Source organism: Rhizobium leguminosarum, assembly GCF_002953715.1.
Classification (GTDB): Bacteria; Pseudomonadota; Alphaproteobacteria; order Rhizobiales; family Rhizobiaceae; genus Rhizobium; species Rhizobium leguminosarum_V.
Genome location: NZ_CP025013.1, coordinates 125,436 through 140,917, shown reverse-complemented (window position 1 = coordinate 140,917; position 15,482 = coordinate 125,436). Strand labels below are relative to the sequence as shown.

Here is a 15,482-nt window from a genome sequence, read left to right as displayed (position 1 = left end):
GATGACGATGACCGACACACAAATCCTCGCCGAGAAAAAACCGAGCGGCCCGATCGGGCGCTGGCTGACGATGCTGTGGGCGGACAAGCTCGCTTTCTTCGCCGCTCTGTTCCTCTTGATCGTTCTTCTCTGTGCGCTGTTTGGCCCGTTCCTGCTCGAGGGCATCGCCACCAAGCAGAACCTGCGGGGCCGGAACGCGCCGCCGTTCGATATCACCCGCGGATGGCTTTATGTCCTCGGCGCCGATGCACTGGGCAGGCCGCTTCTTGCCCGCGTCATCGTGGCGGCGCAAAACACCATCCTGGTTGCCGCGGCAGCCGTGCTTGCATCATCTGTCGTCGGTACGGCGCTGGGTCTGATCGCGGGTTACAGCCGCTCTTCCGCGGCTCAATGGATCATGCGCCTCGGCGACGTCATCATGTCCTTTCCGTCGCTGCTTCTGGCGGTGATCGTGCTCTACATGCTCGAGCCCTCGGTCACCAATATCGTCCTCGTCTTGGCGATCACCCGCATTCCCATCTATCTGCGCACCACGCGCGCCGAAGTGCTGGAAGTGCGCGAGCGGATGTTCGTGCAGGCGGCGAAGGTCATGGGAGCATCATACTGGCGTATTGTCTTCCATCACATCCTGCCAGTGATCTTCCCCACGCTGGTTACCATCGCGACGCTGGATTTCGCCTTCGTCATGCTGGCGGAATCCTCGCTGTCGTTCCTTGGGATCGGCATTCAGGCGCCGGAGATCACCTGGGGTCTCATGGTTGCTCAAGGCCGACCCTATCTCACCAATGCCTGGTGGCTTTCCTTCTGGCCGGGTCTTGCAATCATTCTGACGACGCTGTCGCTGAACCTTCTGTCAAATTGGCTGCGCATTGCGCTCGATCCGACACAACGCTGGCGCCTTGAAATGAGGGGCAGGAAAAATGGCTGAACATCTTTTGGAAGTGCGTGACCTCTCGGTCGAGTTCCACACCGTCAGCGGGACGGTCAAGGCGGTGCAGGATGTCAGCTGGCATCTCGATCGCGGCGAGACGCTGGCGATCCTTGGGGAAAGCGGTTCGGGCAAATCCGTGTCGGCCTCGGCGATCATGAACCTGATCGACATGCCGCCCGGCAAGATCACCAGCGGCACCATTCTCCTCAACGGCCGCGATATGCTGAAAATGACGCCCGAGGAGCGGCGCTCGATCAACGGCGCCAAGATCGCCATGATCTTTCAGGACCCGCTCGCTCACCTCAACCCGGTCTATCCGGTCGGCTGGCAAATCACCGAGATGATGACGACGCATGGCCAGTCGGCGGAGCGCGCCGGTGCGAGGGCGCTCGAATTGATCGGGCGCGTCGGCATAACCGATGCGCAGGCGGCGATGCGAAAATATCCGTTCCAGTTCTCCGGCGGCCAGCGGCAGCGCCTGATGATCGCCATGGCAATCGCCTGCAAGCCCGATATCCTGATCGCGGATGAACCCACCACCGCGCTTGATGTTACGGTGCAGGCGCAGGTGCTCGAACTTCTGCAGGAGTTGCAGCAGGAAACCGGCATGGGCCTGCTGCTGATCACCCACGATTTGGGCGTCGTTGCCGAGATCGCCGACCGGGTCGTGGTGATGAATTCCGGCTGCGTCGTCGAAACCGGCAATGCGGCCGAAGTCTATCGCAACCCTCAGAACGCCTACACGAAGAAGCTGATTGCTGCTGCACCGGGGAAGGGTGCGATGGCGCAAGAGCGTGACCGACAGGGCGAACCGCTGCTGCGCGCCATCGGCTTGAAAAAGAGTTTTGGCGCATTTCAGGCGCTGAAGGGCGTGGATTTCGTCATCATGCCCGGCGAGACGGTTGCCGTTGTCGGCGAGAGCGGTTCCGGCAAGTCAACCCTTGCCCGGGCGATCGTTCGCCTCGACGATCCGCAAGAGGGCCAGGTTCTCTACCGCGGCAACGATCTGCTTGCGATGACCCCGAGAGAAATATTCGGGCTGCGTCGCGATTTGCAGATGGTCTTTCAGGACCCGACGCAGTCCCTCAACCCCCGGATGAGCGTGTTCCGGTTGATTTCCGAGGCCTGGGTCATTCACCCGGATATCCTGCCGAAAGCGAAATGGAAGGAGAGAGTGGCCGAGTTGCTGGTCAAGGTCGGCCTGAAACCGCATATGGCCGACAGGTATCCACATCAGTTTTCCGGCGGCCAGCGCCAGCGCATCGCGATTGCGCGAGCGCTGGCGATGGAGCCGAAACTGATTATCTGCGACGAGGCGGTTTCGGCGCTCGACGTGTCGATCCAGGCCCAGGTAATCGCCTTGCTTGAGGGCCTGCGTCGCGAATTCGGCCTGTCCTACCTCTTCATTGCGCACGACCTGCCGGTGGTTCGCGATTTCGCCGATCGTGTCATCGTCATGAAGGCCGGCGAGATTGTCGAGGAGGGGCCGGTCGAACAGATCTTCACCGCGCCCTCCCACCCCTACACGCAGGCACTTCTTGCCGCGAGCCTCGATCCCGATCCGGAGATCCAGGCCACCCGACGCGCCGCCCGCCAACTACAGGAAGGACTCGTTTCCGCATGAAGCCCGATGTCATCGTCGCCTATCCGCTCCGGCCCCATCAGATGGCGATGCTGGAGGAGACCTACACGCTGCACCGGCTGGATCTCGTCAAAGGCGAAGAGCGGGATGCTCTCTTGCGGGAAGCTGGCCCGATCGCTTCCGCGCTGGTCTGCAACGGCCATGTGACGATCGACGAAGCCCTGCTTTCGAAATTGCCGGCATTAAAGCTCGCCGCCTGTTCGTCGGCTGGCTACGACCAGATGGACGTCGAGGCGATGACACGGCGCGGCATCAAGCTCACCAACACATCCGAGGTGCTTTGCGACGACGTTGCCGACATGGCACTGCTTCTTATGCTGGCGGCACGCCGGCGCCTGCCGGAAGGCGATCGCTATGTGCGCTCCGGCGACTGGGGGCAGAAGGGCATGATGCCGCTGACGACGTCGACCTCGGGCAAGAAGGCCGGGATCGTCGGCCTCGGCCGCATAGGGATGGCGATTGCCAAGCGATGCGAGGCTGTCGGGCTGACGGTCGGCTATTATGGGAGGACGAAGAAAGCCGGCAACGATTTTGCCTATTTCGACGCGCCGGTAAAACTGGCGGACTGGGCCGATATCCTGATCGTCGCGACCCCGGGCGGCCCCTCGACCGAGGGGTTGATTTCGGCGGACGTGCTGAATGCGCTCGGACCGACGGGCAGCTTCATCAACATTGCCCGGGGCACCGTGGTCGACGAGCCGGCCTTGATTAAGGCCTTGCAGGAAAGGCGAATCGCGTCGGCCGGCATCGATGTCTACCTCAACGAACCCAATCCAGATCCGCGCTTTGCAGCGCTCGACAACGTTGTGCTCTATCCCCACCATGCCAGCGGTACCGAGGAAACGCGCGACAGGATGGCGCAATTGACGGTCGACAACCTTGCCGCCTTCTTCGCAGGCAGGCCGCTGCTGACGCCGGTCAATTGACTCCGGCAAAAACCCGCGGCGCGGCAGATCAGACGAAATAGTCCGGGAACTCCTTCCGCAGGTCTTCCACTTTTGCGACGGTGCGGCTGAGATGCTCACGGATTGCATCGACCGCACCCTGTTCGTCGCGAGCGGCAATCGCATCGATGATGGCATGGTGTCCATCGAGAATGCTGACGATCTTGCCCTTTTCGGGCAGATGCAGACGACGAATGCGCTCGAGATGGCCGGACCGCTCGCGTATCAATTGGTGGAGGCTGCTGCGCTTGGCGCCTGCGAACAATGTCTGGTGAAAGAGCTCGTCGAGCTCCTGAAAGATCGCGATCTGATCGGCGTCGTCGGCGACTGCCGCCTGCATCTTGATGATCGACCGGGCGCGGGTAATGACGCTCGGATCCGGATCCGGATCGGTTGCGAGGCGGCGGCAAACTTCCGTTTCCAGCGCCACGCGAAGGAAATGTGCCTCGTAAATCTGCAGGACGTCGATCCTGGTCACCACAGTGCGGGACTGCGGATAAATGCGAACCAGACCCTCCTGCTTGAGGAGCTGCAATGCGTCGCGGATGGGAGTCTGGCTGACTTCATAAGTCTCGGTGAGCTCGGTGCGCGACAGTGTGGTGTCCGGCGGCAGCTGAATGGTGATGATGCGCTTTCGCAGATCATCATAGACCCGCTGGACCGTGCTGCCGGCGACGACCGGAAAGCCGGGTGCAGTCAGGCCGAATGTGGAGGCGAACTGGGAATTCATGTGAGGCATCCTTTTCAGTCCATTCATAGCTTTGCACGACCTAATGCACAAGAACGCAAACTTTCCATTGATATATATGTCAAACTAAAATATCAGTTGGTGCAAACGCCGGGATAAGCAAGCGAAAAGCTGGGAGAAAGCCGTGACCGCAAGGAAAACCTACGAGCAATTGCGGTCTGCCCGATGGATGCTTCCGGATGATCAGCGCTCGTTCGGCCACCGGTCGCGGACCATGCAGATGGGTTATGCGCCCGAGGATTGGCAGGGAAAGCCGATTATTGCCGTGATCAACACCTGGTCCGATGCCCAGCCGTGCCACATGCATTTCCGTGAACGCGCCGAATGGGTGAAGCGCGGAATTCTTCAGTCGGGCGGTTTCCCCATGGAACTGCCTGCTCTTTCCCTTTCCGAAAACTTCGTCAAGCCAACCACGATGCTCTATCGCAATATGCTGGCGATGGAGACCGAGGAACTGCTGCGCAGCCATCCTGTCGATGGCGCCGTTCTGATGGGTGGCTGCGACAAGACGACACCCGGCCTTGTCATGGGCGCAACCAGCATGGGCATTCCCTTCATTTATCTGCCCGCCGGCCCGATGCTTCGCGGCAACTATGCCGGCAAGACGCTAGGCTCCGGTACCGACGGCTTCAAATACTGGGACGAACGGCGCGCCGGCACGATCACCCAGGAGGAGTGGCAGGGCATTGAAGGCGGAATTGCCCGCAGCTACGGCCATTGCATGACCATGGGCACGGCGTCGACGATGACGGCGATCGCAGAGGCTATGGGGTTGACGCTGCCGGGCGCATCCTCGATTCCCGCAGCCGATGCCAACCACCAGCGCATGTCGGCGGCCTGTGGCCGCCGTATCGTCGATATGGTGTGGGAGGATCTGACGCCGGATCAGATCATCACTCCGGCGGCCGTCGACAACGCGGTCACGGTCGCCATGGCGACTGGCTGCTCCACCAATGCCATCATTCACCTGATTGCCATGGCGCGGCGCGCCGGCGTCCCGTTGGAGCTCGATGATCTCGATCGCATCGGTCGCACGACGCCGGTTCTCGCCAACATCCGGCCTTCCGGTTCGACCTACCTGATGGAGGATTTCTTTTATGCGGGCGGCTTGCGTGCGTTGATGAAGCAGCTCGGCGACAAGCTCGACCCAACCGCGATTACCGTCACGGGCAAACCCTTGGTGGACGGTCTCGACCAGGTGAAGATCTACAATGACGACGTTATCCGGCCATTGTCGAACCCGGTCTATCACGAAGGTTCGCTGGCCGTGCTCAAGGGGAACCTGTGTCCCGACGGCGCGGTCATCAAACCGGCGGCCTGCGACCCCAAATTCCACCGCCATCGCGGCCCGGCCTTGGTCGCCGATAGCTATGCGGAGATGAAGAAGATCATCGACGATCCCGACTATCCGCTGACGCCGGACACTGTTCTCGTTCTCCGCAATGCCGGCCCCCAGGGCGGACCGGGCATGCCGGAATGGGGCATGATCCCGATGCCGAAGGCGCTGTTGAAGCTCGGTCTGCGCGACATGGTGCGCATCTCGGACGCCCGCATGTCCGGAACCAGTTTCGGCGCCTGCGTGCTGCATGTCGCACCGGAATCTTATGTAGGCGGGCCTCTGGCACTGCTGAAAACGGGGGACATGGTCGAGCTTGATATTCCGGCACGCAGTCTCAATATGCTGGTTTCCGAAGAAGAGATCACAGCGCGGCGGGCCGCCTGGGTGGCGCCGACGCGGCATTACGAGCGCGGTTACGGCTTTATGTTCTCCAGCCATATCGAGCAGGCAGACAAAGGCTGCGACTTTGATTTCCTGACGACGGAATTCGGTGGCAAGACGCCGGAACCGGCTATCAACTGAGGCACCACGATGTTTGATCCCAATCGACGCACGATCCCCGCACAGCCTCCCAAGGCTGGCTTCGCTGCCGGTCCGTCCAAACTGGACGCCATCCGATCGGTTACCCTGTCGCTTGCTTACCTGCCGTTGGCGCGACCGATCAGCGATGCCAAGGTGTTGACGGGCCGACAGAAGCCGCTGACCCAGGTGGCTTTTCTGTTTTGCGAGATCGTCTCCGAGGCCGGCCATAGTGGGCTCGGTTTCAGTTACTCGAAGCGGGCAGGCGGACCTGCCCTTTATGCACATGCCTGCGAGCTTGCCGACAATCTGATCGGCGAAGATCCCAACGATACAGCGCGCATCTGGGACAAGCTCTGCTGGGCCGGGGCCTCGGTCGGCCGCTCCGGCATCGCGACCCAGGCAATCGCCGCCATCGACATCTGCCTCTGGGACCTGAAGGCGAAACGCGCCGGCCTGCCGCTTGCAAAATTACTTGGCGCCCATCGCGACAGTGTTGCCTGCTACAACACCTCCGGTGGCTTCCTGTCATCGAGCATCGAGGAAATCCGCGATGCCATCGACCACTCGATCGCCTCCGGCATCGGCGGCATCAAGATCAAGGTCGGACAGCCGGACCCGATGATCGACCTTCGCCGACTTGATGCGGTGACCAGCCATATCGATGGCCGTGTACCGCTGATGGTCGATGCAAACCAGCAATGGGATCGAACGACGGCCTTGCGCTTCGGCCGGCTGGTCGAGCCGCTCAATCTCGAATGGATCGAAGAGCCGCTCGATGCCTATGATGCCGAGGGCCATGCGGCACTGGCACGCGAACTCGCCACGCCGATCGCCACCGGCGAAATGCTGGCAAGCGCCGACGAGCACATGGCGCTGATCCGGGCCGATGCGGTCGACTTCATTCAGCCGGATGCGCCGCGGGTCGGCGGCATCACGCCCTTTCTGCGCATCTGCACACACGCCGAGGCGAAACGCATGCGCCTGGCGCCGCATTTCGCCATGGAAATCCATCTGCATCTGGCGGCCGCCTATGCGCATGAGCCGTGGGTAGAGCATTTCGATTGGCTGGCGCCACTGTTTAACGAACAACTCGAGATCAAGGACGGTCGGATGATCGTGCCGGCCCGTCCGGGGCTTGGTTGCAGCCTGACGGGCAAAGCCCGTGACTGGACCGTGGAAACGCGCAGTTTCGGCGTCTGAATTGGAACGAGGAGAAGGAAATATGAACCCCGCAACCCGTGAAAAACTGATGGGTGTCTCCGTCGCGACGCTTTGTTCTGCGCTGTTCAAGCGCGGCCTGAGAAACCAGACGATCCAGGATGTTCGGCCGGTGCAGCCGAAGGGCCGCAATATGGTCGGACCGGCCTTCACGCTGCGCTACATGCCGGCGCGCGAGGACCGCAACGCGATGAACGTCTTTCGAAACCCGAAACATCCGCAACGGCTTGCCATCGAGACTTGCCCGGAAGGCTCTGTTATGGTGATGGACAGCCGCAAGGATCCGCGCGCAGCCTCTGCCGGCGACATCCTGATTACCCGCCTGATGGTGCGCGGCGGCGCCGGCGTCGTCACGGATGGCGGCTTCCGGGACGCCATGACCATCGGCGGCCTCGATATCCCCGCCTATCACCATCGTCCCTCCAGCCCGACCAACCTGACGCTGCACGAGGCAATCGACATCAATGTGCCGATAGGCTGTGGGGATGTTGCGGTCTTCCCGGGCGACATCATGGTTGGCGACGACGACAGCGTGATCGTCATCCCTGCCGAGATCGCCGACGAGATCGCCGATGAAGCGGTAGAGATGACCGCTTACGAGGATTTCGTGACGGAACGCGTCAAGCAAGGTCATACGATCATCGGCCTCTACCCGGCCACCGACGAAAGCAATCTGACGCTCTTTGCCGAATGGCGGAAGGTGAATGGCCGCTAGAGCATGATGCCGAAAAGTGTAAGCGGTTTTCGGACGACACCATGCTCTAACTATTTAATTTAGAACAGGATTCAGATTTTGGGCCGACTTGGCCTAATATCATCCTGTTCTAAGGCGGCGCACCTTGGACAACACTTCACGCATCAGGACGGAGCGAGGCTCCGCCGAGGAGAATAACAATGAGCTGGACCCCTTCAGGCAAGCATTTCATCGCCGGCGAGTGGATTGCCGGAACGACGACATTTCAGTCCGAGCCGGCGCATGGGCAGGCACATGACTTTGCTGTCGGCACAACGGAACTGGTCGACCGCGCCTGCCGCGCTGCCGAAGCTGCTTTTGCAGCATTTTCAGCAACGACACGCGAGGAGCGCGCCATTTTCCTCGAGGCAATCGCCGAGGAGATCGACAAGCGCGGCGAGGCCGTCACCCTCATTGGAACGCAGGAAACCGGGCTTCCGGAGGGCCGGCTCAACGGCGAACGCGCCCGCACCACCGGCCAACTCCGACTGTTTGCCGACCATATCCGCAAGGGCGCGCATCTTGACGCTCGGATCGATGCGGCCCAACCGGACCGGCAACCGGCGCCGCGCCCCGAAATCCGGCTGGTGCAACGGCCGATCGGCCCCGTCGCCGTCTTCGGCGCTTCGAATTTTCCGCTGGCATTTTCGACGGCCGGCGGTGATACGGCGGCCGCGCTTGCCGCGGGCTGCCCGGTCGTGGTGAAGGGACATTCAGCCCATCCCGGCACAGGTGAGATCATTGCCGAGGCGATTGCAGCCGCTATCGAGCGCACTGGAATGCCGGCCGGCGTCTTCAGCCTGATCCAGGGCGGCCGTCGTGATGTCGGAACGGCCCTGGTGACGCATCCCGCCATCAAAGCCGTCGGCTTTACCGGCTCGCTTGCCGGCGGAAGGGCGCTCTTTGACCTTTGCGCCCAGCGCCCTGAGCCGATCCCCTTTTTCGGGGAACTCGGCAGCGTTAATCCGATGTTCCTGCTGCCGGCCGCTACCGCTGCCCGGGCAGAGGCGATCGGTTCCGGCTGGGCCGGATCCCTGACGCTTGGTGCCGGCCAGTTCTGCACCAAACCCGGTATCGCCGTCGTCGTCGACGGGCCGGAGGCGGACAAGTTCACCAGTGCCGCCAAGGCGGCTCTTGAAAAGGTGGCGCCGCAGACGATGCTGACCAAAGGCATCGCCACGGCCTATCACGAAGGTGTCGAGCGGATGCGGACAAGCAATGCCGTCGCGCCGGTTCTCGCGGCACAGAGCGCCGGCCGCGACGCAGCGCCGAACCTGTTCGAGACCAACGGCTCGGCCTGGCTTGCCGATCACTCGCTCAGCGAAGAGGTCTTCGGTCCCCTCGGCCTCGTCGTGCGCGTCGGCTCGCCTGAAAAGTTGCTCACCCTTGCCGAAAGCTTTCAGGGGCAGCTGACTGCAACGATCCATATGGACGACGCCGATCTGGGCCTTGCCCGCGACCTGCTGCCGATCCTCGAACGGAGGGCGGGCAGAGTGCTGGTCAACGGCTTCCCAACCGGCGTCGAGGTTGTCGATTCCATGGTGCATGGCGGACCCTATCCGGCCTCGACCAATTTCGGCGCAACCAGCGTCGGGACCATGTCGATCCGCAGGTTTCTGCGCCCCGTCGCCTATCAGAATTTCCCCGCCGACCTGTTGCCGCAAGACCTGCGCAACTGAAACCGAGGAGTACCAAATTGATCGCCCCGACGGAACTTCGCGAGATCATTCGCAACGGCCTGCTGTCTTTTCCCGTCACTCCTTTCGATGCCGAGGACCGATTTGCCCCCAGGCCGTTTTCAGCGCATCTGGAATGGCTGTCATCCTACCCCGTTGCCGGCCTGATCGTTGCCGGCGGCACCGGCGAGCTGTTCTCGCTGACACCGGGCGAGGTGGTCGAGGTGGTAAAGGCCGCCCGCGCGGTGTCCGGCGATGCGCCGGTTATTGCCGGATGCGGCTATGGCACGCGCATTGCCTGCGACATGGCTCGCGAGATCGAGGCGGCAGGTGGCGACGGCATTCTTCTGCTGCCGCATTACCTGACCGAGGCGCCGGCAGATGGCATTGCCGCGCGTGTACGAGCCGTTTGCAGGGCCACCAGTATGGGCGTTATCGTTTATAATCGTGGCCAGGCGCGGGTTTCGGCCGAGCAGCTTGCTCAGCTTGCCGACGAATGCCCAAATCTGATCGGCTTCAAGGACGGTACCGGTGACATCGATACGGTGCGCCGTGTCACGATCGCGCTCGGGGATCGGCTTTCCTATATTGGCGGCATGCCGACACATGAACTGTTTGCCCAGGCCTATCGCGGAGCCGGCATGCCGACCTATTCCTCGGCGGTCTTCAATTTCGTGCCTGAAACGGCACTGAAATTTCACAAGGCATTCCTTGCCGGTGACGACGCGGCCTGTGAACAGATGCTGCGCGATTTCTATTATCCCTTTGCCCGTATTCGCGATCGCAAGGCCGGTTATGCGGTTTCCGCCGTCAAGGCAGGTGTGCGTTTGCGCGGCTTTGAGGCGGGACCGGTACGGGCGCCACTGACGGATCTTACCGACGAGGAAGTCGAGATGATGCGCGAACTGATTGCTTCGGCAAGGTAAAATTTCGCATCCTAGCCAAGGTTGAAGGCTTCACGCTTCGAAGCGCCAGGGTTGAAGACTGTCGTTAACTAGTATATTAGTGCACTTGTGCTTCTGAGAAACTACTGAGGAGATAGATGCCGGGGCACCGGAAACGGGACGCAGTTCACTGTGAGGAGCGCCAAAGGCGCATGGGAGGAGAACGAAATGAAATTGCATTTGTTAGCTGCCTGTTTTTCAACAACGGTGCTCGCGCTGAGCGCCGGCTCGGCTCATGCTGAGGATGCCAAGAGCAACGTCACCGTTGTGCTTGCCGAAACCGTCGATGTCGTCGAGCCCTGTATGGCAGCGCGCCAGGACGTCGGCCGGGTCATTTCTGAAAACGTCAACGAGATGCTGGTGGAATTCGACTACGTCAATGGCGGCCTCAAACCCCGCCTGGCGACGGAATGGTCGAAGATCGACGACGACACCTGGGAGTTCAAGCTGCGCCCGAATGTCAAATGGCACGATGGCAAGCCGTTCACCGCCAAAGATGTCCAGTTCACCATCGAGCGCAACAAGAACAAGAAGCTCAGCTGTGAAACCGGCGGCAAATATTTCGGCGGCACGGAGTTCAGCTTCGAAACGCCGGATGCCAACACCATCCGGATTACGACAAAACCGGCGCAACCGATTCTTCCGCTTCTGATGACGGTAATGGCCGTGGAATCGGCCGAGGCGACATCAGCAAACGAATTCACCCGCAAGCCGATTGGCACCGGACCCTATACGTTCGACAAATGGGATATCGGCCAGTCGATCGCGCTGAAGCGTAACCCGGAATATTGGGGAGAGAAGCCGCAGGTGGAACAGGCGACCTATCTGTTCCGCTCTGACAGCGCCGTTGCTGCGGCCATGGTCGATGCCGGCGAAGCCGATATCGTGCCGGCCGTATCCGTACAGGATGCCACCAACAAGGAAACCGATTTCGCCTATCCGAATTCCGAAACGACATCGCTGCGCATCGATACGCGCGCAGCACCCCTTAACGATCGGCGCATCCGCGAAGCGATGAACCTCGCCATCGATCGTCAGGCGATGCTCGGAACGCTGTTCCCCGAACAGGCGAAGATCGCGACGCAGCTCGTCGTACCCACCACGATCGGCTACAATGCCGATATCCCCGCCTGGCCCTATGATCCCGAAAAAGCGAAGGCACTGGTCGAAGCGGCGAAAGCTGATGGCGTCCCGGTCGATCGTGAGATCCGGATCATCGGTCGCAACGGGCAATATCCAAACGCCACCGAAGCGATGGAAGCGATGATGGCGATGCTTCAGGAAGCCGGCTTGAACGTGAAGCTGGACATGTATGACGTCTCCGTGTGGAACGGCTATTTCGTTGCACCCTTTGTCGCCGATTCCGGTCCGACTCTGACCCAGTCGCAGCACGATAATGCGACCGGCGATCCCGTCTTCACCGCATTCGTGAAATACGCGACCGACGGCTCCCACTCCATGGTTCGGGATCCCGCTGTCGACGCGCTGATCGCCAAGGCGACGTCTGCCACCGGCGACGAGCGCACAAAACTCTGGAAGGAGCTGTTCGCCAAGGTGAACACCGAAATCATCGCGGACATCCCGATGTTTCATATGGTGGGTTTCACCCGCGTCTCGCCGCGTCTCGACTTCAAGCCGACGATCGCGACGAATTCCGAACTGCAGCTCTCGCAAATCCGCTTCAAGTAAGCTGGTTCGCAGAACTTAAGCACGGGTCGCCCGCAAATAGCGGCCCGTGCTTTCGATGACGTGACGGAGGGATACCTATGCCCCTGATTGACCGCATTGCCCTGACCCAATTCGCCGAGCAGATATTGACCCGTGCGGGCATGGAGCCCGACAAGGCCGAAACGACTGCCGCCGTCCTGGTCGAGGGCGACATGATCGGCCACGAAACGCATGGTGTCAGCCTTCTGAACTGGTATGTCGAGGCGTTGGAAGACGGCTCGCTGGCGAAGTCAGGCAGCTATGAGGTGGTCAATGACCGCGGCGCGGCCTTTGTTTGGGACGGCAAATCCCTGCCTGGCGCATGGCTGCTGACCAAGGCGATCGAACAGGCCTGCGAACGCGTCGGCGATCATGGCGTCGTCACCGCCGCGATCCGCAACTGCCACCATACCTGCGCTCTTTCAGCCTTCATGCGGCAAGTGACCGAACGGGGCCTCATCGTGCAGTTGTCGGTATCGCATCCCGCTGCAAGCCGCGTTGCGCCCTATGGCGGCACGAAGCCGCTCCTGACGCCCAACCCGATGGCTGCCGGATTCCCGACATCTCAGGATCCGATCCTGATAGACGTCTCGGCCTCGATCACCACCACGACCATGACGCAAAACCTGGCCAAGGCCGGCAAGAAATTTCCGGAGGCCTGGGCTTTCACCGCCGCAGGCGAGCCGACCAATGATCCGCGCGAGGTGACCGAACGTGGCGGAACGATGATGCCTCTCGGCGGTCAGCTGAAGGGCCACAAGGGCTTTGGGCTCGGGCTGATCGTCGAATTGCTGGGGCAGGGGCTTTCCGGCAAGGGACGGGCGAACGCGCCGTCCGGCGTCTTTTCGCAAAGCGCTTTCCTTCAGGTCATCGATCCCGCCTTTTTTGCCGGGCTCGATGCCTTTACGGCGCAGTCTGACTTTCTCGCCTCTGCATGCCGCAGCAATCCTCCGGCGCCCTGGAACAATGGCGCCGTTCGCATGCCGGGCGACAGCGCAGCGCGAAAGCGCCGCTCGGCGTTGGAAGAGGGCGTGCCGGTCGGCGATGCAGCTTGGCAAAAGCTTTGCAAACATGCCGAGATCCTAGGCTTGCCTATTCCCGACGTCGCCGCGTGAGGAACACATCTCTGCTTCGAAACTTCTATCGGTCACCGCAACGCCCGGTGTCAGGTGCAATCAGATCGGCCAAACCAACAGCAGGATCGGCACACTGACGACCACCACCATGAGCGAGAGCGGCAGACCCAGTCGGGCGTAGTCACCAAATCGATATCCGCCCGGTCCCATCACAAGCGTGTTGCATTGGTGTCCGATGGGCGTGAGGAAGTCACAGCCGGCTCCAATTGCCACCGCCATCAGAAAAGCATCGGGCCTGAAGCCCAGCTTCTCGGCAAAGGTCGCGGCGATCGGTGCCATGACCAGAACCGTCGCTGCGTTGTTCAAAAACGGGGTTACGGCCATGGCCGCAACCAGGATGAGAGCCAAAGCACCAAAGGGCGGGAGCATTTCGGCGGTTCGCGAGAGGAGGTCCGCGATGATGTCGGTGGTTCCTGTGGTCCTGAGCGAGTCGCTGATCGGAATGAGAGCGGCCAGCATGATCAGAATGGGCGCATCGAGATGGTGATAGACTTCCCGCAAAGGAACGGATCCGGTGACCACCATCAGAAAAGCGGCGGCGAAAAACGCTGTCGCGACGGGAATGCCGCCGAAGGCTGTCGCCCCCATCGTTGCCATCAGGATAATGACGGGGATCATGCCATTGCGGGCGTTGCCGAGCTTCATATCTCGTTCGACCAGCGGCAAACATCCCCATTCGCGTAGAAGATCCGGCAGTTTCTGCAAGTCGCCCTGCAAGACTACGACGTCGCCATTGCGGATCTTGATCTCGCCCAGGCGCTCGGTGAAGCGCCTGTCGCGGCGGCTGACGGCAAGAAGGTTGAGCCCGGTATTGTGGAAGAGAGAAACGTCTTTTGCGCTGACGCCGATCAATCGGGAATGTTCGCCAACGATAGCTTCAACAGAACTGATGTCTTGGCGTATCTCGGGCTCGTGTTTACGGTCGGACAGTTGAAGCTTGGCTTCACTGACGATCTTGTCGAGGGCGCTCTGCTCCCCCTCGATAATAAGAAGGTCGCCATCCTTAAGCACCGTGTCGGGAAGGGGCGTTCGTCTTTGGCCGTTGCCACCGATAATCGCAGTCACCATCGCATCGCCGCCCGCCGGCTTCTGCAGCCAGCTGACGGACCGCCCGATCGCCCCTGATGGCGCGGTGACCTTGGCCTCGGTTGTGTAGTTTTTGATGGCCACCGCCTCATCCATCGACGTTTCGACCCGTGATCTTTCAGGCAGCAGCTTGTAGAAGAGCGCCAGAAAGACAACCCCGGCGACCGAGAGCGCCAGGCCGACAGGCGTATAGTCAAACATCATGAACGGCTGCCCGGTGATCTCCTCGCGCACCCGGGAAACGATGATGTTTGGCGACGTGCCGATCTGCGTCATAAGCCCTCCGAGCAGAGAGGCGAAAGACATCGGCATCAGGAACATCGACGGTGATACGCGTGATTTCCGGGCCATTTGCACAGCGACCGGGATCATGATCGCCAGCGCACCAATGTTTTTGATGAAAGCCGACAGGGCTGCGACAATGGCAACCAGAATGATCAGCTGCATCCGTGACCCGCGTCGTTCGGGAGAAAATCTGCGCAAGGCGACATCCATGATCCCCGATCTGGATATCGCCGCGCTGACGATGAGCGCGCTGCCAACGATGATGACAATGTCATCGGAAAAGCCGGAAAAAGCATTCTTGGCAGGGACGATACCGGCAATGATTGCAGCGAGAAGGGAACTCACAGCGACTATATCGTATCGATAACGCCCCCACAGGAACGCGCCCATCATCAGCGCGATGATGAGAAGAGATAGCCATTGATCAGCGCGCATATTTGCATCCCGGTGGTAGCGATTAACGTTTCAAGCGAGAGAACGATGCGGCGAGGCGGAGACATTTTTTTCTCGTCTATTCCCAGCCGTTTTGTCCGCTGACGGCTGGAGGAGCACCCTGATGGAACTTCCAGCC

At 60.9% G+C, this 15,482-nt stretch carries 12 protein-coding genes; 10 read left to right on the top strand and 2 right to left on the bottom strand.

The features are described 5' to 3' along the window. Position 1 precedes the first annotated feature (1 nt). The 3 genes from CUJ84_RS24965 to CUJ84_RS24955 are packed head-to-tail and all read left to right on the top strand — an operon-like array spanning position 2 to position 3,499. The gene (locus CUJ84_RS24965) at positions 2-928 is read left to right on the top strand and encodes an ABC transporter permease (protein WP_199788847.1); all 927 of its coding nucleotides are present in this window, start codon (positions 2-4) and stop codon (positions 926-928) included. After that, complete coding sequence (locus CUJ84_RS24960; RefSeq protein WP_105008402.1) at positions 921-2,555, top strand: ABC transporter ATP-binding protein; 1,635 nt, start codon at positions 921-923, stop codon at positions 2,553-2,555. Before CUJ84_RS24965 ends, CUJ84_RS24960 begins: the two co-directional genes overlap by 8 nt. Further along, positions 2,552-3,499 carry a 2-hydroxyacid dehydrogenase gene (locus CUJ84_RS24955; RefSeq protein ID WP_105008401.1) on the top strand — a complete coding sequence of 316 codons (948 nt, stop codon included), beginning with the start codon at positions 2,552-2,554 and terminating at the stop codon, positions 3,497-3,499. Before CUJ84_RS24960 ends, CUJ84_RS24955 begins: the two co-directional genes overlap by 4 nt. 28 nt (positions 3,500-3,527) lie before the next feature. On the opposite strand, the gene CUJ84_RS24950 is transcribed toward CUJ84_RS24955, so the two are convergent. Beyond that, positions 3,528-4,247 (bottom strand): GntR family transcriptional regulator, encoded by a 720-nt coding sequence (locus tag CUJ84_RS24950; RefSeq protein WP_017956478.1) that lies wholly within the window; start codon positions 4,245-4,247, stop codon positions 3,528-3,530. A gap of 142 nt (positions 4,248-4,389) precedes the next feature. Here CUJ84_RS24950 and araD point away from each other — a divergent pair, with 142 nt between their 5' ends. From araD to CUJ84_RS24915, 7 genes are all read left to right on the top strand, one after another. Then, positions 4,390-6,126 (top strand): L-arabinonate dehydratase, encoded by a 1,737-nt coding sequence (gene araD / locus CUJ84_RS24945; protein WP_105008400.1) that lies wholly within the window; start codon positions 4,390-4,392, stop codon positions 6,124-6,126. A 9-nt stretch (positions 6,127-6,135) separates the two neighbouring features. After that, positions 6,136-7,326: an L-talarate/galactarate dehydratase gene (locus CUJ84_RS24940; protein ID WP_105008399.1), complete on the top strand. Its 1,191-nt coding sequence runs from the start codon at positions 6,136-6,138 to the stop codon at positions 7,324-7,326. Positions 7,327-7,348: 22 nt separating this feature from the next. Next, positions 7,349-8,059 carry a ribonuclease activity regulator RraA gene (locus CUJ84_RS24935; RefSeq protein ID WP_105008398.1) on the top strand — a complete coding sequence of 237 codons (711 nt, stop codon included), beginning with the start codon at positions 7,349-7,351 and terminating at the stop codon, positions 8,057-8,059. Positions 8,060-8,238: 179 nt separating this feature from the next. Continuing rightward, positions 8,239-9,756: an aldehyde dehydrogenase (NADP(+)) gene (locus tag CUJ84_RS24930; protein ID WP_105008397.1), complete on the top strand. Its 1,518-nt coding sequence runs from the start codon at positions 8,239-8,241 to the stop codon at positions 9,754-9,756. A 17-nt stretch (positions 9,757-9,773) separates the two neighbouring features. Beyond that, positions 9,774-10,679, top strand: a complete 906-nt coding sequence (locus tag CUJ84_RS24925) for a 5-dehydro-4-deoxyglucarate dehydratase (protein WP_105008396.1) — start codon at positions 9,774-9,776, stop codon at positions 10,677-10,679. Positions 10,680-10,865: 186 nt separating this feature from the next. Beyond that, complete coding sequence (locus CUJ84_RS24920; protein ID WP_105008395.1) at positions 10,866-12,386, top strand: ABC transporter substrate-binding protein; 1,521 nt, start codon at positions 10,866-10,868, stop codon at positions 12,384-12,386. A gap of 77 nt (positions 12,387-12,463) precedes the next feature. Further along, the gene (locus CUJ84_RS24915) at positions 12,464-13,519 is read left to right on the top strand and encodes an Ldh family oxidoreductase (protein WP_105008394.1); all 1,056 of its coding nucleotides are present in this window, start codon (positions 12,464-12,466) and stop codon (positions 13,517-13,519) included. A 60-nt stretch (positions 13,520-13,579) separates the two neighbouring features. Here CUJ84_RS24915 and CUJ84_RS24910 read toward each other — a convergent pair whose 3' ends face one another. Next, positions 13,580-15,346 (bottom strand): SLC13 family permease, encoded by a 1,767-nt coding sequence (locus CUJ84_RS24910; protein WP_105008393.1) that lies wholly within the window; start codon positions 15,344-15,346, stop codon positions 13,580-13,582. Positions 15,347-15,482: the final 136 nt, after the last annotated feature.